Source organism: Aquirufa echingensis (genome assembly GCF_042714525.1).
GTDB classification, from domain to species: Bacteria; Bacteroidota; Bacteroidia; order Cytophagales; family Spirosomataceae; genus Aquirufa; species Aquirufa echingensis.
This window is the reverse complement of sequence record NZ_JBBKYA010000003.1, coordinates 524,147-541,767: the sequence shown is the minus strand read 5'-3', so window position 1 is coordinate 541,767 and position 17,621 is coordinate 524,147. Positions and strand designations below refer to the sequence as shown.

22 protein-coding genes are annotated in these 17,621 nt (G+C 40.2%); 9 read left to right on the top strand and 13 right to left on the bottom strand.

Features of this window, described 5'->3' with window-relative positions:
- Positions 1-2: 2 nt before the first annotated feature.
- The 4 genes from SKC38_RS07670 to SKC38_RS07655 are packed head-to-tail and all read left to right on the top strand — an operon-like array spanning position 3 to position 3,413.
- On the top strand, positions 3-995 hold the full coding sequence (locus SKC38_RS07670) for a glycosyltransferase family 2 protein (RefSeq protein ID WP_377976548.1): 993 nt from the start codon (positions 3-5) through the stop codon (positions 993-995).
- Positions 996-1,037: 42 nt separating this feature from the next.
- Positions 1,038-1,520 carry a peptide-methionine (R)-S-oxide reductase MsrB gene (gene msrB, locus SKC38_RS07665; RefSeq protein ID WP_377976547.1) on the top strand — a complete coding sequence of 161 codons (483 nt, stop codon included), beginning with the start codon at positions 1,038-1,040 and terminating at the stop codon, positions 1,518-1,520.
- Positions 1,521-1,562: 42 nt separating this feature from the next.
- On the top strand, positions 1,563-2,132 hold the full coding sequence (locus SKC38_RS07660) for a Crp/Fnr family transcriptional regulator (RefSeq protein WP_377976546.1): 570 nt from the start codon (positions 1,563-1,565) through the stop codon (positions 2,130-2,132).
- 54 nt (positions 2,133-2,186) lie between these two features.
- Positions 2,187-3,413 carry an MFS transporter gene (locus SKC38_RS07655; protein WP_377976604.1) on the top strand — a complete coding sequence of 409 codons (1,227 nt, stop codon included), beginning with the start codon at positions 2,187-2,189 and terminating at the stop codon, positions 3,411-3,413.
- Positions 3,414-3,603: 190 nt separating this feature from the next.
- Here SKC38_RS07655 and SKC38_RS07650 read toward each other — a convergent pair whose 3' ends face one another.
- From SKC38_RS07650 to SKC38_RS07640, 3 genes are all read right to left on the bottom strand, one after another.
- Positions 3,604-4,320, bottom strand: coding sequence for a thioredoxin domain-containing protein (locus SKC38_RS07650; RefSeq protein ID WP_377976545.1), 717 nt, complete (start codon positions 4,318-4,320; stop codon positions 3,604-3,606).
- Between the two features lie 169 nt (positions 4,321-4,489).
- Positions 4,490-4,786, bottom strand: a complete 297-nt coding sequence (gene trxA / locus SKC38_RS07645) for a thioredoxin (protein WP_377976544.1) — start codon at positions 4,784-4,786, stop codon at positions 4,490-4,492.
- Positions 4,787-5,080: 294 nt separating this feature from the next.
- Positions 5,081-5,386 carry a rhodanese-like domain-containing protein gene (locus SKC38_RS07640; protein WP_377976543.1) on the bottom strand — a complete coding sequence of 102 codons (306 nt, stop codon included), beginning with the start codon at positions 5,384-5,386 and terminating at the stop codon, positions 5,081-5,083.
- An 80-nt stretch (positions 5,387-5,466) separates the two neighbouring features.
- On the opposite strand from SKC38_RS07640, the gene SKC38_RS07635 reads away from it, so the two are divergent.
- The gene (locus SKC38_RS07635; RefSeq protein ID WP_377976542.1) at positions 5,467-5,757 is read left to right on the top strand and encodes a DUF202 domain-containing protein; all 291 of its coding nucleotides are present in this window, start codon (positions 5,467-5,469) and stop codon (positions 5,755-5,757) included.
- On the opposite strand, the gene SKC38_RS07630 is transcribed toward SKC38_RS07635, so the two are convergent.
- Entirely contained in the window at positions 5,754-6,347 is a 594-nt protein-coding gene (locus tag SKC38_RS07630) for a class I SAM-dependent methyltransferase (RefSeq protein ID WP_377976541.1), read from the bottom strand. The genes SKC38_RS07635 and SKC38_RS07630 overlap by 4 nt on opposite strands.
- 37 nt (positions 6,348-6,384) lie before the next feature.
- Here SKC38_RS07630 and SKC38_RS07625 point away from each other — a divergent pair, with 37 nt between their 5' ends.
- Positions 6,385-6,795: a DsrE family protein gene (locus tag SKC38_RS07625; RefSeq protein WP_377976540.1), complete on the top strand. Its 411-nt coding sequence runs from the start codon at positions 6,385-6,387 to the stop codon at positions 6,793-6,795.
- Between the two features lie 34 nt (positions 6,796-6,829).
- Here SKC38_RS07625 and SKC38_RS07620 read toward each other — a convergent pair whose 3' ends face one another.
- The gene (locus SKC38_RS07620; RefSeq protein WP_377976539.1) at positions 6,830-8,020 is read right to left on the bottom strand and encodes an NAD(P)/FAD-dependent oxidoreductase; all 1,191 of its coding nucleotides are present in this window, start codon (positions 8,018-8,020) and stop codon (positions 6,830-6,832) included.
- 145 nt (positions 8,021-8,165) lie between these two features.
- On the opposite strand from SKC38_RS07620, the gene SKC38_RS07615 reads away from it, so the two are divergent.
- The 3 genes from SKC38_RS07615 to SKC38_RS07605 all read left to right on the top strand — a co-directional run bounded on the left by SKC38_RS07615 (position 8,166) and on the right by SKC38_RS07605 (position 11,626).
- Positions 8,166-8,822: a DUF2202 domain-containing protein gene (locus tag SKC38_RS07615; protein WP_377976538.1), complete on the top strand. Its 657-nt coding sequence runs from the start codon at positions 8,166-8,168 to the stop codon at positions 8,820-8,822.
- An 87-nt stretch (positions 8,823-8,909) separates the two neighbouring features.
- A complete protein-coding gene (locus SKC38_RS07610) occupies positions 8,910-9,947 on the top strand; it encodes a c-type cytochrome (RefSeq protein ID WP_377976537.1) in 1,038 nt (345 codons plus the stop codon).
- A 5-nt stretch (positions 9,948-9,952) separates the two neighbouring features.
- Positions 9,953-11,626, top strand: a complete 1,674-nt coding sequence (locus SKC38_RS07605; RefSeq protein ID WP_377976536.1) for a bifunctional metallophosphatase/5'-nucleotidase — start codon at positions 9,953-9,955, stop codon at positions 11,624-11,626.
- Positions 11,627-11,835: 209 nt separating this feature from the next.
- Here the strand turns inward: SKC38_RS07605 and SKC38_RS07600 are convergent, their stop codons facing one another.
- From SKC38_RS07600 to SKC38_RS07565, 8 genes are all read right to left on the bottom strand, one after another.
- A complete protein-coding gene (locus tag SKC38_RS07600; RefSeq protein ID WP_377976603.1) occupies positions 11,836-12,282 on the bottom strand; it encodes a DUF6691 family protein in 447 nt (148 codons plus the stop codon).
- A gap of 68 nt (positions 12,283-12,350) precedes the next feature.
- The gene (locus SKC38_RS07595; RefSeq protein WP_377976535.1) at positions 12,351-12,911 is read right to left on the bottom strand and encodes a YeeE/YedE family protein; all 561 of its coding nucleotides are present in this window, start codon (positions 12,909-12,911) and stop codon (positions 12,351-12,353) included.
- 168 nt (positions 12,912-13,079) lie between these two features.
- Positions 13,080-13,289, bottom strand: coding sequence for a hypothetical protein (locus SKC38_RS07590; protein WP_377976534.1), 210 nt, complete (start codon positions 13,287-13,289; stop codon positions 13,080-13,082).
- A complete protein-coding gene (locus SKC38_RS07585; protein ID WP_377976533.1) occupies positions 13,267-13,509 on the bottom strand; it encodes a hypothetical protein in 243 nt (80 codons plus the stop codon). The genes SKC38_RS07590 and SKC38_RS07585 overlap by 23 nt, the downstream gene beginning before the upstream one ends.
- Position 13,510: 1 nt before the next feature.
- A complete protein-coding gene (locus SKC38_RS07580) occupies positions 13,511-13,783 on the bottom strand; it encodes a rhodanese-like domain-containing protein (protein ID WP_377976532.1) in 273 nt (90 codons plus the stop codon).
- Between the two features lie 2 nt (positions 13,784-13,785).
- A complete protein-coding gene (locus SKC38_RS07575; protein WP_377976531.1) occupies positions 13,786-15,204 on the bottom strand; it encodes an MBL fold metallo-hydrolase in 1,419 nt (472 codons plus the stop codon).
- A 33-nt stretch (positions 15,205-15,237) separates the two neighbouring features.
- Positions 15,238-16,059, bottom strand: coding sequence for a sulfite exporter TauE/SafE family protein (locus SKC38_RS07570; RefSeq protein WP_377976530.1), 822 nt, complete (start codon positions 16,057-16,059; stop codon positions 15,238-15,240).
- 90 nt (positions 16,060-16,149) lie between these two features.
- Positions 16,150-17,565, bottom strand: a complete 1,416-nt coding sequence (locus tag SKC38_RS07565) for a hypothetical protein (protein WP_377976529.1) — start codon at positions 17,563-17,565, stop codon at positions 16,150-16,152.
- Positions 17,566-17,621 lie beyond the last annotated feature (56 nt).

The window sequence follows — 17,621 nt, the reverse complement described above, 5'->3', positions numbered from 1 at the left end:
TTTTGAAGATATCTGTTGCACTTTGTACCTTAAATGGAGAGAAATTTCTCCGGACACAGTTGAGTAGTTTGGTTGATCAGACCTTACCGCCCGACGAGGTGATTGTGTGTGATGAGGGTTCTTCAGACCGTACATTGTTGATTCTAGAGCAATTCAAGGATCGTTTGCCTTTGCAAATTCATCAAAATCCTACTCGTTTAGGTACCTATCAAAATTTCCAAAAAGCACTAACGCTTTGTACTGGTGATTATATTTTTCCAGCGGATCAAGATGATTTTTGGGATCCCCAAAAAATCGAACGTATCGCAACCTACTTTAATCATCATGAAAATGCCGAAGTTGTATTTACGGATGCGGTTCTTGTGGATGAGTTTGGTCAAATTTCTGGAAAGCGCTTATGGTCTACCTTCCGTTTTAGAGAGGAGCAGCAGCGGGATTGGAAATTGGGTAAATCAGTGGATATTTTGTTAGACGGAAACCGTGTAACGGGATGTACCATGGGAATTCGTAAACGATTTTTGGATCGCATTACGCCATTCCCTACAAATTTACCTAGCTATTTCTTACATGATGCATGGATGGGATTGGCAGCAGCATTGGAAAATAGGATTGATTTCATTCCGGCAACCTATGTACAATATCGTTTACATTCTGAGCAGCAGGTAGGGGTTAAGGGAAACCAAGGTACTCCTCCTTCTTTGTGGGAGCGTATACAACGTCCACATGAGGATAAAGTTGGGCCTTATCGTAAGAAACTCGAGTTTTTGATTGAGCTGCGTAAAGCAGTTGCTGAGAAATTTCCGAATCAACGTTTTGAGCCTTTAGATACACGAATTGATTATTGGGATCGTCGGGCGAATTTACCTGAGGCGCGTTGGAAGCGTTTGAAAAAAACTATTCAGAATTTGATTTTGGGGAATTATCACCGCTACAAGGATATCGATGCACCAGCGGAGACTCCTTATTTAATGTTTTTGGGTGATTTGATCGAGTAAAACATTTGCACTCATTTTTCGTTTAACCTGAAACGAAATGCTATGAAATCATTTTCTTATTTCTTGTTTGTTTGGGCATTTGCCTTCCAGGCATGTAGTCAAGCACCTAAATCAACGAAAGCAATGGATCAATTACCTACATCTGAAGCGGAATGGAAAGCTAAGTTAAGTGAAGAAGAGTTTTATATTTTGCGTCAAAAGGGAACGGAACGGCCATATACGGGTAAGTTTTTGATGCATGTAGATAAAGGTTATTACACTTGTAGAGGTTGTGGTACGCGTTTGTTTAAATCGGATTCCAAATTTGATTCACATTGCGGTTGGCCTTCATTCGACAAAGAAATCAAAGCGGGCGTTATCAAGGAAACTCCTGATTTAACGTTAGGTATGCGTCGGATAGAAATCACCTGTGCAAAATGTGGAGGTCATTTGGGACATGTATTTGATGATGGACCTACGGAAACAGGCTTACGCTATTGCGTGAATTCGGTTTCTTTAGGGTTTGAGAAGGATAATAATAAGTAGTAGACGCGAGGTATAACGTCTCAACAAATTGGGTAACAAACGATGTCTCACGCGCTGATTACGTATTTTAAGGAAATTTATCAATTATCAGAATCATCTGAAGAGGCTTTAAAGGCGCTCATTCACACACAATCCATTCCTAAAAATCAGGATTTACAGCATATAGCTCAAACCTGTAAAACACTTTATTTTTTGAAAACGGGTTTAGCTCGGATATATTATTTCCATGATGGGAATGATGTTACAGAAGGATTTTATGAGCCATTTTGCTTAATTGCTCGCGCTGAGAGCCTTTTTGCAGGGGCTCCAAGTAAAAAAGCAATTCAAGTTTTAGAGGATGCAGAAGTGTGGTCAATATCGACACAAGAACTTAGTGCGCTTTACGATGATCATCGAGATATAGAACGTTTGTTTACACGCTTATTTGAGCGTGCTTATGTTCAAACAATTCAGCGCATCGAAAATTTACAGTTTCATACAGCAGATGAGCGCTACCAACTTTTAGCCCAGGAGCAACCTGAGGTGTTGCGTCGCGTCCCTCTGAAATACATTGCCTCTTACTTGGGTATCACACAAGTTAGTTTAAGTAGAATTCGGGCGAAGAAAAGTTAATTTAACATTTGATAAGTGGATTTGCTTGGCATTTTGGCTCCTTTGTGGATGGAAATGTCAGGAATCTCTACACACTTAGGTTTACGAAACAATTGGAAACAATTTGGATTATTAGTACTAATCAATGCCTTTGTGGGCGGGATGGTTGGACTGGAAAGGTCTATTTTACCCAGTTTTGCTTCGCAATCCTTTGGCATGGATTCGCATGCGGTTTTATTTTCTTTTATTGTCGTTTTTGGAATCTCAAAAGCCATCGCGAATTATTATGCAGGGCATTTTGCTAATCAGATTGGTCGGCGGAATTTGTTGATTCTCGGTTGGTTTATCGCCGTCCCGATTCCTTTTATTTTTATGTGGGCACCTTCTTGGAATTGGATTGTAGGTGCGAACGTCCTCTTGGGCTTCAATCAGGGTTTGGCTTGGTCGAGCACAGTAACAATGAAAATTGATTTGGTGGGCGATCGAAATCGGGGTTTAGCCATGGGAATTAATGAATTTGCTGGCTATCTTTCCGTGGGTATGGTGGCTTTTTTAACTGCATGGATTGCTTCAACTTATGGGATTCAACCTTATCCCTTTTATCTGGGTTTAGGGTTTGTTGGCTTGGGCTTGCTGCTAAGTATTTTCTTCGTGCATGATACAAGGGGGCATGTTTCGGCGGCGTCCCAACAAAGTTTGATGCCTCGTTTGGCTTCAATTTTTCAGGATACGACATGGCGGAACCCCAATTTGGGAGCAATTACCCAGGCAGGATTAGTGAATAATTTGAATGATGGGATGATCTGGGGGGTGTTTCCTGTTTTGCTCATTGCCAAAGGATTTACGTTGGCCGAAATTGGTATCATTACCGCAATTTATCCCATGGTTTGGGGAATTTCGCAATTGGGGACCGGGAAATTGTCTGATATGTTCTGCCATAAGGATTTGTTGATTTATGGCATGTTGCTTCAAGCTCTGGCAATGTTTGGATTATTGTTCGCCCAAGTTTTTTGGCAGTTTATTGGATTGTCGGTGCTTTTAGGACTCGGAACAGCGCTGGTTTACCCGACATTCATGGTTGCAATCGCAGCAAATACTCATCCTTTGGATCGCGCGAAAAGCTTTGGGGTATTTCGTTTGTGGCGCGATTTAGGTTATGCGGTTGGAGCTTTGATAACAGGGTTCTTGATGGTTTACTTTCCTGTTTGGGTGAGTATCTTCTTTATCGCTTTGTTGACGATGTTCTCTGCGGGGATCGTGAAAATTCGTATGAGGGGCTGTGACTCAAGAGTTAATAGGTAAGAGTTAAGAGTGAAGAATTAAAAATTGTGATTCCTTTATTTGAATCCAATTTTTTATTCCTATTCGGTTTTTTACAAGAAATTGTCACGTAACTAGAGACTAAAGGTAAAAGTTAAAAAGACGCGATTAATTCTTCACTACAAACAAATCCAAATCTCTTAATTCTTCACTCTTACTTCTTAACTTTTCTCTATAACAGGATTTGATTCCATTTTTCTGTCATTGCTTTTGCCTCACCCATGCCGATTTGCTTGTCGGCCAATTTTCCATCTTTGTAGAATTCTAAATAGGGGATGGATTCAATTTGTTTGGCTTTAGCGAGTTCGGGGTTTTCGTCTACATCGATTTTGATTAATTCTACCTTGCCTTTTTGCTCTTTTACCCAGGCTTCTAATACAGGGCTTAATTGTTTGCATGGTCCGCACCAAGTTGCATTGTAGTCGACGATCACTAATTTCTTGCCTGCTATTTGTTTATCAAAATCGGCGAGGGACATACCAGTTGATGGGGCTGAAACACCCTCGTTCGTGCTTAATGGCAAATTGGCCGATTGCCAAGCCAATATCCCGCCTGAAAGATTCACGATAGATTTAAATCCCATGGCTTGTAATTGCGATGCTGCCTCACCCGAACGCCCGCCCGATAAGCAATAGACAAAGACTGTTTTATTTTTGTCTAGTTTGGCCGTTACCTCTTGGAATAAATTACTTGAAATATCCGCCAAAATCGCCCCTTCAATGTGCCCTTTACTATATTCATCGCTCGTACGGACATCAAGAATTTGACCCGTTTCGGCTGATTTTATTTCCGATTTAAATTCTGAAGGAGCGGCATTTTGAAGCCCTTCTTGCTTTGAGCAAGAAAATAGGGAAGCTGAGATGAGGAAGATGGAGAATATGTGTTTCATGTTACTTTTAGTTAAGAAGTAAGAGTTAAGAAGTAAGAGTTAAGAAGTAAGAGTTAAGAAGTAAGAGTTAAGAAGTAAGAGTTAAGGATTAATATTTAGTAAATTAAAGAGTTAAATTAAGTAATATCTCTAAGTTTTTAACTCTTCACTCTTCACTCTTCACTCTTCACTAGGCATGCTGTTTAATAATCCCTTCCAGCGTACTTGCCGGAATAACGCCAGATTGACGCCAAACGGATTTACCATCTTTGAATAATATCAAAGTTGGGACAGATCGAATTTGGAATTTTTCTGCCAAAGAACGGTTTTTGTCCACGTCGATTTTTATGATTTTGGCTGAAGTACCTACTTTCGATTTGACCTGTTCTAGGATAGGTTTTAGCTGTTTGCATGGTCCACACCACTCTGCGGAGAAGTCGACCAATACCGGTTCAGGTGATTTTAAAAGTTCTGCGAATTTGCTCATGAGTTAAAGTCGCTAGTCACTAGTCGCTAGTCACTGGCATTTAAATGTCTAAGTATTATTAAGTCCGTAGGGGGCTAGTCCGAAGTCCGGAGGGGTTTTTAGTGGTCAGTAGTCTGTTGTCTGTAGTCAGTATTCTCTTGTCTGTCTTTTTAAGTCCGGAGGGAAATAGTCCAGAAGATGCTAATCCGAAGCTAAGGCTTAAGCAATTACACCTCCGGACTCCGAACTATTTGACTTCGGACTTCATACCTCTTCACTCTTACTTCTTAACTCTTACCTCTTACCTCTTACCTCTTATCTCACTAAGCCGTTCCAAGGCCCACCATTATACACTTGCGTGAAACCTGCGGCAAGTAGTTGGCGGCGCGCCATGCCACTTCTACTCCCCGAACGACAACAGGTTATAATAACCTCATCTTTCTTCAATTTGTTCATTTGGCTGCCTAAAGTTTGTAATGGAAGATTAATGGATCCTTTGACATGCCCATCTTTGTATTCGGCAGGAGTGCGAACATCAACAATTTTTGCGCCATTCGCGATAAGTCCTTGAATATCAATAGCGGGCCCCAAGCCCAATAATTTTTTAAAGAATTGTATCATTTTTTCCTTTTATTTTTGACAAATATAGACGCTAACTAATACGTTTTTCGTGATATTTGTCTCTTATTGAACTTAGCAGTATGCCACAAAACGAATTAATCTTACGGGAAAAGTTGGCTATCCAACGAACAATCATGGCGAATCAAACGACATTTTTAGCCTTTGTACGTACGGGACTCTATTTTTTTGTAGCGGGGCTCAGTGTACATAATTTATTGGGTTTGCCTGAGCAATTTTGGGCTGCATGGATATTTTATATTGGGGCATGCATTTTACTTGTTTTCGGTACGGTCAATTTTTTCATACAGAAGAAAAAAATCCAAGAAAGTAAAAAGCATATTGGCAATGTTGTTTGGAAAAAAGAGAATTAATTAATCGCTGTAAATTGAATTACGGATGCTATTCCTTGATGCAAGAGGCCTTCATCCAACAGGCGGTCTTTCTCTTCATTTATTTGTACAGTTAATCCCTTAAAATCCTCGGCTAATTCTTGTGAGCTGAATAACCAATCAACTTGTTTAGGGCCGCCGGATGTTTTGCCCAACTGACTTTTGTTGAATCCTTCTAATATTATTCGACCTCCAGGTTTAAGCCAGGTCACACAACGCTGATGAAAAGCTTTTCTCAAGTCAGGGGGCAGATGGAAAAAACTTAATGCAATCACATCGAAAGATTCCAACGGGTAATTGATTTTGAAGGCGTCCATGCATTTGAAATGGATATTTACTTGTTGGTCTCGAGCTAATTTGATTGCTTTTGCTTCGCCTTGTTCACTTAGGTCAAAACCATGCGCCTCCCAACCCAATTTTGCGGCATACACCATATCGCGACCTTCGCCTGCGGCAGGAACAAGAATTCGTCCAGGTTGTAAGCCCTGTAATTGTTCGGATAGGAAATCATTTGGATTGATTCCATATTGGTACGTTGAATTTTGGTAACGTTCATTCCAAGTTGCTTTCATTCTGAAAATTAGGTAGTTTGGTGGAAAAATATTAGCTATGAAAAAATCTTTCTTTACTTTACTTGTAGGTATGTTGTTTGGCCTTGCGGCACATGCGCAAAATCCGGTTCATAAAGTTGTTGTTCAACTAAATACATCAGATACTTTGGTTTGGCATGGTGCGTTGAAAAACATCTCCAATCTACAGACAGCTTTAGGTGCGACAACGCAAATTGAATTGGTCGCACATGGCGCAGGAATATCCATTTTAATCGACAACAAAACGACTCAAAAAGCAAAAATTGCTGAATTAGCAGCTTCCGGAGTTCTCTTTAAAGCTTGTGAAAATACCATCCGCGAACGTAAAATCGATCGTACAACGATTCTTCCACAAGCAGGAACGGTTCCATCCGGCGTTGCCGAGGTTGTACTCAAACAAGAAGCCGGCTGGGCTTACTTAAAATATTAATCGAAGGCCGCGAAAATGAGCGGCCTTCTTTATTTTACATCTTCCCCGGTAATATCTGATTCCAATATAAATAGGGAAGGATATGTTTTTTCATTTGATACATCGACCATCTTTCTTTGGATTGATCGAAAGGAAATGTTTCCGTAGGCGTATTATTGTAATCAAATTCCGCTAAAACCAATTTGTTATAACCAGTAATAATTGGACATGACGAATAACCATTATAGAAGGCATTCATTTCTTCCCCTTTTATTAAAGCTAATAAATTATGAACCAAAACTGGCGCTTGCTTTCGTATGGCAGCACCTGTGCGGGAAACGGGTAGATTAGCCGCATCTCCACAAGCAAATATATTTTTGTATGTATTATGTTGCAGCGTATGTTTTTCTACATCGATCCAACCGGCAGCATTTGCGAGTGGACTTGATTTAATGAAATCAGGAGCGGATTGTGGTGGCGTCACATGAATCATATCAAATGCTACTTCGTAAACCTGATCTTTATTTGAATCACCTATTCCCACAAATTTGGCGATTTTAGCTGCTCCATCAATTTCAACTAATTTGACAAAAAACTGCGTGTTGATGCCATAGTGAGCAATTACCTTTTTCAGTGTATTTTCATATTTCTCTACCCCAAAAACCCTTGTTCCGCCGCTCCAAAATTCTACTTGTGAATTAACGCCATTTTTACGAAAATAATCGGCTGCCAAATACATGATTTTTTGTGGGGCCCCGCCACATTTAATTGGCGTATGTGGATTGGTGAAAATAGCTTTTCCTCCTTTTGTTTGTTGGATGCATTCCCATGTATAGGGCGCAGATTCAAAACTGTAGTTGGAACAAACCCCATTTTTACCCAGGTTTTCTTTTAATCCTTTGATTTCTCCCCAGTTCACTTGAATCCCCGGTACCGTAATCAAGTATTCATATTGAATTGCCGTTCCATCAGCCAAGTATACTTTATTTTCTTCAGGTTTAAATTCGCTCACCATTTGTTGGATCCAGGTCGTACCCGCAGGAATGACCGATGCTTCATCTCTTTCTGTATCTTGAATGTTGAATTCCCCTCCGCCTACTAATGTCCAGGCGGGTTGATAATAATGTTTTTTTGCCCCATCGATGATGGCAATGTCCAAAGTGGCATCTTTGCGTAACAATTGGGAAGCGATAGAGATACCTGCATTACCTCCGCCGACGATTACTATTTGGTAGTGATTTTTCATGGTTAACGTGTTTAATGACAATGCTAATATTCAGAAAAAAAATTGTTCTATTCGTGATAATAGTCACTTTGGGGCTTCGTGTTAAATATCACGCTCATTTGAAGCCATCGGCTTTACATTTGATAAATTTTAAAACAGAAATATTATGAAAAATGTAGTCTTTTTGCTTGCTGGGGTATTGTTGTTGAGTAGTTGTGAAAAAGGTGGCCCATTGGACACGGGTCAAGGGAATCTTACACAAAGTTTAGCGGCCGTTCAAAGTTCCGTAACGAATTTGCCACTTGAGTCCTTGGACCCTGCTGAGCGAGAGCGGATTTTGTTTATTCGCGAAGAAGAGAAATTAGCCTATGATGTATACCAAACGCTGTTTGATCGATACGGTGTTAAAATTTTTCAAAATATCCCGAATAGTGAAATGAGTCACATGGAGGCAATGCTGAGCATTATTAAAAAATATCAATTAATTGATCCGATGGATAAAAATCCGCGCGGCATTTTTACTGATCCCGCGCTTCAATCCTTGTATAATGCCTTGGTTAGTCAAGGGCAAGTAAGTCTTTTAGCGGCCTATCAAGTGGGTGCAAAAATTGAAGAATTAGATATTTATGATTTGAATAAATCAATTGCCGTGACGAATAATCAGGATGTGAAATTGGTGTATGATTTCTTGAATAAGGGTAGTAGGAACCACTTGAGGTCTTTTTACAAAAATTTAACTAATGCTGGAGGAATGTATTCGCCCGTATACATTTCGCTAGCGGAATTTACGGCGATTGTGACTACACCTACAGAAAAAATGTAATTAATTGTCCGAAAAGTGACAAAAGTCACATGTTTAACCCTATTTTATGTAGTCATTTGTTTCATTCAAAACGCTCTATATTTCCCAATGAATAATCAAACTGATCAACATAGTCTTTTGCAAATGTTCTTGTATACCTTACTAGTAGCTTTATTCGGGCTATTGGGGTATTTAAGTTTTTCGCACATTCGTTCAACTGATGGAATTGTTGATTCTACTCAAGCGTATGTAGAACCCGATTCTAATTTCACCCATCTTTGGACGGCTCCATCGGATTGGCGCTTAATGTACTTAAAGCCAGAGGAGAAAGCTTTGGTCGAATATGGTCGTGAGTTAATAGCCCATACCTCCGAATATTTAGGACCTAAAGGATCCGTGAAGGCTATTTCCAATGGTATGAATTGTCAAAACTGCCACTTAAATGCGGGGACTCAACCTTGGGGGAATAATTATTTCGCCGTGCAATCATCCTATCCTAAGTTCAGAGCTCGTTCAGGAGCAATTGAAGATCAGGTGAAGCGCGTGAATGATTGTTTTGAACGAAGCTTAAATGGACAGCCGCTTTCTCCTGAAAGTAAGGAAATGCATGCAATTTTGGCTTATATTAAATGGTTAGGAAAGGATGTAGCGAAAGGCGTAGCACCCAAAGGTTCGGGCATTTTCAAATTGAAAGGCTTAAAACGAGCCATTGATCCCGCTAAAGGCGCCGAAGTTTACGCATCAAAATGCCAGTCTTGTCATCAAGCAGATGGGGGTGGGGTATTGGCTGAAAATGGGAAGTCTTATACCTATCCTCCGCTTTGGGGTCCCCATAGCTACAATTATGGGGCAGGGCTGTACCGGATGTCTAATTTTGCGGGCTACGTCAAATACAATATGCCATTAGGGGCTAATTACGAGAAGCCACAATTGACTGATGAGGAAGCATGGGATTTGGCAGCTTATGTGAACTCCATGCCACGTCCTGCAAAAGATTTGAGCCGGGATTGGCCTGATATCGCGGCTAAGCCTTTTGATCATCCTTTTGGTCCTTACGCAGATTCATTTACGGAAAAACAACATAAATATGGGCCGTATAAGCCCATAAAAGAGTGGATTGCGAAACACAAGAAGTCTAAAAAATAACCCGAATGAACTCGAGAAGAAAATTTTTACAAGGAGGAATCCTAACGAGTGTAGCGGCTTTATCGCCAGTTGCCTTACAGGCAAAGACCTCCATACCGAATACTAAGTCAACGAAGTCAATCGCCGGATCTGGTCAAATTACGATTTTACAAACGACTGATGTGCATTGCCAATTGCATGCACACGATGAATTGTTTTGGGAAAATAATGAGTTAACTTTTCGTAAAGCAGGTGGTTATCCACACATGGCCACAGCTTTAAAGAAATTTAAAGAGAAGAATCCTGAAAACACGATTACTTTAGATACGGGTGACATGTTCCAAGGAAGTATGCTATCTGTGAAAACAACGGGTCAAGCGTTCGTTCCTTTGTTAAATGCGATGGATTACGATTTATATCTACCGGGGAACTGGGAGGTTGTCTATTACAAAAAGAATATGCAAAAATTAATGGGAGGTTTACTGGCTCCTAAAATTTGTGCGAATATGTACCATGATTTAGGGTATGGAAAGAAAGGTGAATTGATCTTTCAACCTTACCAAATCATGCACCGCATGGGGGTTAAAATTGGTTTTTTAGGTTATACTGACCCATTAGTTCCCTTGCGTCAATCACCTTTGTATTCAAAAGGAATTATTTACACAAAACCGGAAGATAATCTAAAGGAATACGTGTCCTTGTTGCGTGAACAAGAGCAATGTGACTTTGTAATCATCTTGTCTCACCTAGGTTTATCTCAGCAAATTGCCTTGGGGAATAATCCTGATTGTCAGGGAGTAGATTATATTTTTGGAGCAGATACACATGAGCGAGTTCGTAAACCGATTCAAGCAGAATACACAAAGATTGTGGAGCCTGGTGCCTTTGGTTCATTTATTGGTAAACTTGATATTCATGTGAAGGATGGGAAAGTAGTAGGGTCCACATATGAGTTAGTGGAAGTTGATCCTATCAAATATCCAGCTGATGCGGAGATTAAAACCTTAGTTCAGGATTTAGAAAAGCCTTATAAGGAGGAAATCAATAAAGTACTCGGTTATAGCACTGTTCCGCTTTACCGCAATTTTGTGGTAGAAAATACCATTGATACAATGATTGTAGATGCATTAAAATGGAAGGTGAACGCTGACGTGGTATTATCGAATGGATTCCGTTTTTGTCCTCCACGCGTAGCCGGAAAAGATGGCAAAGTAGCCATTACGGAGGGATATTTATACGATATGTTACCCGTAGATAGTACCATTCGTACGGCGAAAGCTTCAGGCCAACAAATTCTAGATTGGTTGGAAAAAGAGATGCAGAATGTGTTCGCGCAGGATGCCTCAAAGCGTTTTGGCGGTTGGTTAATTCGTTTCAAAGGAATGCAAGTAGAATTCAAAGCTTTTGAGCGAGTAGGTCATCGCGTCCAAAAGGTAACGATTGCAAGTGCTGAATTAGATAAAAATAGACTTTATACCTTGTGTGCATGTGAACGTGATGGGGATCCCGAGGATATGTTGTGCCGCATGAAAGGGGTAAAGGAGGCTACGAATACATCATATACCTTGCACTCGATGATGAAGGAGTATTTAGCAAAATTCTCCCCTGTGACACCTATTTTACGGCACGATGCAAAGATTTTGGATGGTCCTCAAGATTTGTTGAGTCAAGTGACTGGAGTGGATTATTCCTTTAGGTAGACTTTTTAAACGAAGAGTTAAGAGTTAAGATCTAAGAGTTTAGAACGAAAAGTTATTAGGTAAGGATTTTAATTTAGAAGCTAGTCACAGTATATCTGGGCTAGCTTTTATTTTGACTGCACGTAAAAAAACCAGCAGAATATTATTTCAGCTGGCTTTTAAAAACGTGTAACACTTAGTGCTTAACTCTTAACTCTTCGTTCTTAACTCTAATGTGGCAACTGGTCTCTAAACTTACCATATACCCACGTTCCTGCAGTAGCACTTAGAATAACTACTAAGATTACGACTGCGCCAGAACCTACTTGTGCGAAAAGAGGACCTGGACAAGCTCCTGTCATAGCCCAACCGAGGCCGAAAATCAAACCACCATAAATTTGGCCCTTATTGAATTTCTTGTCGGTGAACATAATTTCCTCCCCGTGAATCGTTTTAACCTTCAATTTCTTGATTAAAAATACGGAGATAGCACCTACGACAACTGCAGTACCGATTACTCCGTACATATGAAAGCTTTGTAAGCGAAACATTTCTTGAATTCGGAACCAGGAGATGATTTCAGCTTTAATAAATACAATGCCAAAAATCACGCCTACTAAACTATATTTTAAGTTATAGTACCACGGGTGATTTAATTCTGATTCATTTACACACATGGTGTCTAATGAACGCACTTCGAAATCAGCTGGATTTGCGTGTTGATTTGTCTTATTTTCCATGTGTATTATAAGTGTAAGATGAATGGTAAAATGAAATTAGCCATGATAAATCCACCTATCATGAAACAGATGGTAGCTACTAAGGATGGCCATTGTAAGTCGGAAAGTCCCATGATTGCATGTCCAGAGGTACATCCACCTGCATAACGTGCGCCAAATCCTACTAAAAATCCGCCTCCAATCATCATGACTAAGCCACGCGTTGTGAACAAGGTTTCAAATGAGAATAATTGCACGGGAACCATGCCTGAGAAATCTGTAATGCTATAACTTGCTAATTCTTTGGTTAAATCAGGATGCACGATAACAGCTTCCCCTGAACCTAAATAGATCGTAGAGATAATGCCACCCACCAGAATTCCGCCTACAAAAAAGAAATTCCAAGACTCTTTTTTCCAATCATATTTGAAGAAAGGAATATTGCTGGGTAGACAAGCTGCACACGCATGGCGTAAGTTAGCTGATATTCCAAAGTGTTTGTTCCCTAAAATTAATAGGGCAGGGACGATAAGTCCAATGATTATTCCTGCCGTATACCAAGGCCAGGGTTGGGTGATTGTTTCCATTGTATGTAAGTTAAATTTTAGTCTTTAAGTCGCTAGTCGCTAGTCGCTAGTCGCTAGTCGCTAGTCGCTAGTCGCTAGTCGCTAGTCGCTAGTCGCTAGTCGCTAGTCGCTAATTTAAATAATTCGGTAATTTAATTCATTTCTATCAAACTCTTCACTCTTAACTCTTCACTCTAACCTCTTTGTGCTCGCTTTGGCAATCGTTCCAATCATCAAGTAACCTAACACAGCAAAATATATAATGCTATTCAGGGGTTTGCTCGTGATCGGACAGGTACCTGTCGCACAACCAATATCACGCCAGTAGAAATATCCACCAATTCCGCCGAATATTCCACCTAAGATTTGCCAAACATTATTTTGAATGAATTTCTTCATAGGTTACTTCTTCATGTGAGGAATTTTTATTGCGAGGGATAGGTACGCCACATCCTTGTGCGCCACAGCCTACGTTGAATAAGGCCATGCCTAAAAGGACGGTGCCCATGATGCCAATCAGTACATCTGATGCACGAATGGCTTCAAAAAGCGCATATCCACCTATCACTAGACGGATGATGCGCATGAAACCCCAATGTTGTGTTAGGCTTGTGATCATATTAATTTTGGTAAACTAACATGTCATGTAATCCACCTCCATTATAAACGTCAGTAAGACCAGCTTGCTTTAACAAGTTCATCGCCATGCCAGAACGATTTCCACTTCTGCAGTAAACAACGATGGGTCCGTTCATTGCCTTGAATTCATCTAAGCGTAGGGGAATAATACCCAAGGGAATATTGATGGCACCTTCGTAATGGCCTCCTGCAAATTCACCTGTTTCTCTTACATCAACAACCGTAGTTGCTGGGTTAGCTAATAAATCTTCCATGATTATAAAAGGGTTGAAGGACATACATAATCAGATACATGAAACTTGCCAGATTCTTTGATTGCTTTGAATCCACCATTGATATCAATTAAGTTATCGTAGCCACGAGCTCTTAAGGTAGAGTTGAAGATCATCGAACGGTAACCACCTGCACAGTGTACGAAGTAGGTCTTGTTTTTATCGATTTTCAACATGCTATCATTGATGAAATCCAAAGGTGCATTTTCTACATCAATCACGTGTTCAGACAAGTATTCCGAATTTTTACGTACATCGATGATTTCACCTTCACCTGCTGCGACACGCTTAAATGCTTCTGCCGGTTCGATCGATTCGATTTGATCAAACTCCTTGCCTGATGCTTTCCAAGACGCAAATCCACCTTTTAAGTAGCCAATCGTAAAGTCATAACCTACACGTGCTAAACGAGTGATTACTTCTTCTTCTCGACCTTCGTCTGTCACCAATAAGATTTCTTGTTTGATGTCTGGAATCATTGCACCTACCCAAGGAGCGAACGATCCATCGATTCCGATGTTAATCGAATTGGGTACAAATCCTGCTGCAAATGTCTGTGGATCTCGAGTATCCAAGATTAACGCGCTCGTTTCGTTTGCTGCTGCTTCAAATCCTTCTGGACTTAAGGCGTGCTGTCCACGTTCCAATACCTTGTCGATTGAATCATAGCCCTGAATATTCATTAAAACGTTCAATGGGAAGTAAGCGGGAGGAGCAACCAAGCCTGTTAATACTTCTTTTTTGAATTCCTCTTTGGTTAATGCTGGATTCAACGCATAGTTGGTTTTCTTTTGGTTACCTAAGGTATCCGTTGTCTCTTTGCTCATATTTTTGCCGCAAGCAGAACCCGCACCGTGTGCAGGATATACAATGATATCATCTGCTAAAGGCATGATTTTGTTCCGTAATGAGTCAAATAGATGACCGGCTAAGATATCTTCTGTTAAATCAGCTTTTACTTTTTGGGCTAAATCTGGACGACCTACATCGCCAATGAACAACGTATCTCCAGAGAATAAACTAGTTTCTTTTCTGTTTTCATCGATCAAAAGGAAACATGTGGATTCCATCGTGTGACCTGGTGTGTGAATGACACGAATCGTCGCGTTTCCTAATGGGAATTCCTGGCCATCTGTTGCTGAGATGCAATCGAATGCACAAGCTGCATTGGGCCCGTAAACGATCGGAGCACCTGTTTTTGCAGATAAATCGATGTGTCCAGAAACGAAGTCGGCATGAAAGTGTGTTTCAAATACATACTTAATTTTCGCTCCGTTACGTTCTGCTTTTTCGATGTAAGGTTGTACCTCGCGAAGTGGATCGATAATCGCTGCTTCACCGTTGTTCTCGATGTAGTAAGCACCTTGTGCTAAACATCCCGTGTAAATTTGTTCTACTTTCATTTTGGTAATTATTATGCTGTGAATGTGATTATTTTATTTCATTGGGAAGGCTAATTGTTGGATTAGGATATACATCCCCATCACCAACACAAACCATCCAAAACCTACTTTTAATTTATTTCCGTCAACTTTTTTACTAATTATGTCACCTAGGAAAATACCTACAATGGCAAGGCCTGTTACGATTAATAATAAGTTCCAATCAATCACTTGATGTCCTAGGTCACCAGTAAATCCGATTAATGACTTCGCAGCGATGATTAACAAGGAAGTCCCTACAGCCTGCTTCATGGATAATTTTGAAAGCATTACTAAGGCTGGGATGATTAAGAATCCACCGCCGGCGCCAACCAAACCTGTTAAGGTACCTACTACTGCGCCTTCAATTAAGATCATCGGATAGTTAAAGACTTGTTCCTCCTCAACATAAGTACCTAATTTTTCCTTTTCGCATTGTTCACATTTTCCGCGAATCATCGAGATAGATGCAGCCACCATCAATACCGCGAATAAAACCATCATTAAGATGGATTTTGTAACAACAAATTCACCAACGGTGAAAACTTCTGCAGGAATTAAAGGAACGATAAATTTACGCGTTGCATAAACCGCTGCTATCGAAGGAATGCCGAAAATAACGGCTGTTTTTATGTTGATTAAGCCTTGTTTGTATTTAGGAAATGCCCCTACCAGGGAACTTGCTCCTACGACGAAAAGCGAATATGCCGTAGCTAAAATAGGATCTACACCAAATAAATATACTAAAACGGGTACTGTTAAAATGGATCCTCCGCCGCCGATTAAGCCCAACGAGATTCCAATAAGAAGAGAGGCGAAATAACCTATAATTTCCATGTGTGTTTTATTGTTTTTTGTTGATACAAATTTGGGGCCAATTTTATCCCTTTTTCGTGATTTTTATCACAAGACTAAAAAAAGTTATGATCAAAAGTGAAAGTTTAAAATCAGGTTATAATTGCTCATATTGACCTTATTTATGATGTATTTTTCATTTTGATAGGTTTCGCCTTGGTTGGCTTTGTGAACATACAAAGCTTGAATTTCTAAACCTTCTAAGAAATCAACGAACTCATAACTCAAATCGATATTTAATTGTGTGTAACTCGGGAGACCATACTTGTTTAATGCATAGTTCTTTACATCAGGCAATTGGAAATAACCATAACTTAATGAAGCCTTCAAGGGTACCTTGGAAAAGGAGTAATTTACTTTCCCTACATACGCATTTACATCGCCAAAACCTTCATTTCGCTCCCGCGGCATAAAAGTATAAAATGGATCACGCCCCCATTCGCGGGGCATTAAGTAACGACCCTCGCCGGTGATGCGGGTATAGTTCAGAGATGATTTCCATTTGCCCGACTCATATCCGACTTTCGTACTTATAACACGCGATTTTTGATTAGTTGAATAATAGGTTTTAGATGGATCTTCGTTTCCACCATCATTAACCGCTTGCTGTTGCGTATACTGAATTCCTGTCACCCATACTCCCCGTTTCATATCCCATTGCACCATACTCGTATTGAATACATTTTCCACAAATACATTCCAAAGTTTAAGTGAGTTTCCTTGCGGTAATTGGTGAGTATATCCTATCAGGTATACACCATTAGATTCTATGTTTCCCTTATAATTTCCTTTGGTTCCATTTACGTTCGTGCCATTTGGATAAATTCCGATTGACTCGCCTATTCCATACCAATCAACTGTACCGCGAGGGGAAATTTCATACAAGTATCCCCCTTCCAACTTATTCTTTTTGCCGGGAAATAATTCCCCATAAATCCCGCCCACCTCAGTAGGGCGCATTCTGCCATCCTGTAGATTGATGAAGGGAGTATTAATGAGCTGTTTGCCAACCGACATATGTGATGATTTCGTGAAGTTGTATTTTAAATAAAGTTCCTCCAGACGATCTAAATCATGTTTGTTGGCTAAATCCGCTAGATCAAATAAAGAGGTTTCATACCGACTGACCGTCTGGGTATATTTGTCGATATGTGTCATATCGGAGGACCCCATGTTATAGATAAAATAACCTCCTACACCCATTTGAAAGCCTTTGAATGCGGCTGTTTCGTAAAAAAGTCCTCCGCCCATCGCATTTGCGTGTGCAGCAGTTAGGTGGTCCTGGTTTTCAGTCGCCATGAAAAAGTAACGCAGGTTACCGTGTACTTTACCATGTTTAAAGGCAAAAAGGAGTGAGGTGGAATCTTCTGCGATACTTTTTTTTCCTTTCCAAAGATGAGGAGGTGAATGAATTTCTTGGTGTTGCCCCCAAAGCGATAGGCTTGTTCCTAGGCTAATGATTAATAGAAAAAGACGTTTGTTCTGCATACTGTAATAAATTTCAGCTGCAAGTTGGCTCCATTTCTATTTAACCTGCGTGATGA

Bases quoted from the DNA above. Each gene is read 5' to 3' on its own strand.
- SKC38_RS07650 (WP_377976545.1), bottom strand. From the start codon at position 4,320: ATGAAACACATATTCTCCATCTTCCTCATCTCAGCTTCCCTATTTTCT.
- SKC38_RS07660 (WP_377976546.1), top strand. From the start codon at position 1,563: ATGTCTCACGCGCTGATTACGTATTTTAAGGAAATTTATCAATTATCA.
- SKC38_RS07640 (WP_377976543.1), bottom strand. From the start codon at position 5,386: ATGATACAATTCTTTAAAAAATTATTGGGCTTGGGGCCCGCTATTGAT.
- SKC38_RS07655 (WP_377976604.1), top strand. From the start codon at position 2,187: ATGTCAGGAATCTCTACACACTTAGGTTTACGAAACAATTGGAAACAA.
- SKC38_RS07565 (WP_377976529.1), bottom strand. From the start codon at position 17,565: ATGCAGAACAAACGTCTTTTTCTATTAATCATTAGCCTAGGAACAAGC.
- trxA (WP_377976544.1), bottom strand. From the start codon at position 4,786: ATGAGCAAATTCGCAGAACTTTTAAAATCACCTGAACCGGTATTGGTC.
- msrB (WP_377976547.1), top strand. From the start codon at position 1,038: ATGAAATCATTTTCTTATTTCTTGTTTGTTTGGGCATTTGCCTTCCAG.
- SKC38_RS07625 (WP_377976540.1), top strand. From the start codon at position 6,385: ATGAAAAAATCTTTCTTTACTTTACTTGTAGGTATGTTGTTTGGCCTT.
- SKC38_RS07605 (WP_377976536.1), top strand. From the start codon at position 9,953: ATGAACTCGAGAAGAAAATTTTTACAAGGAGGAATCCTAACGAGTGTA.
- SKC38_RS07635 (WP_377976542.1), top strand. From the start codon at position 5,467: ATGCCACAAAACGAATTAATCTTACGGGAAAAGTTGGCTATCCAACGA.
- SKC38_RS07620 (WP_377976539.1), bottom strand. From the start codon at position 8,020: ATGAAAAATCACTACCAAATAGTAATCGTCGGCGGAGGTAATGCAGGT.
- SKC38_RS07580 (WP_377976532.1), bottom strand. From the start codon at position 13,783: ATGGAAGATTTATTAGCTAACCCAGCAACTACGGTTGTTGATGTAAGA.
- SKC38_RS07575 (WP_377976531.1), bottom strand. From the start codon at position 15,204: ATGAAAGTAGAACAAATTTACACGGGATGTTTAGCACAAGGTGCTTAC.
- SKC38_RS07585 (WP_377976533.1), bottom strand. From the start codon at position 13,509: ATGATCACAAGCCTAACACAACATTGGGGTTTCATGCGCATCATCCGT.
- SKC38_RS07570 (WP_377976530.1), bottom strand. From the start codon at position 16,059: ATGGAAATTATAGGTTATTTCGCCTCTCTTCTTATTGGAATCTCGTTG.
- SKC38_RS07610 (WP_377976537.1), top strand. From the start codon at position 8,910: ATGAATAATCAAACTGATCAACATAGTCTTTTGCAAATGTTCTTGTAT.
- SKC38_RS07630 (WP_377976541.1), bottom strand. From the start codon at position 6,347: ATGAAAGCAACTTGGAATGAACGTTACCAAAATTCAACGTACCAATAT.
- SKC38_RS07615 (WP_377976538.1), top strand. From the start codon at position 8,166: ATGAAAAATGTAGTCTTTTTGCTTGCTGGGGTATTGTTGTTGAGTAGT.
- SKC38_RS07590 (WP_377976534.1), bottom strand. From the start codon at position 13,289: ATGAAGAAATTCATTCAAAATAATGTTTGGCAAATCTTAGGTGGAATA.
- SKC38_RS07600 (WP_377976603.1), bottom strand. From the start codon at position 12,282: ATGTGTGTAAATGAATCAGAATTAAATCACCCGTGGTACTATAACTTA.
- SKC38_RS07595 (WP_377976535.1), bottom strand. From the start codon at position 12,911: ATGGAAACAATCACCCAACCCTGGCCTTGGTATACGGCAGGAATAATC.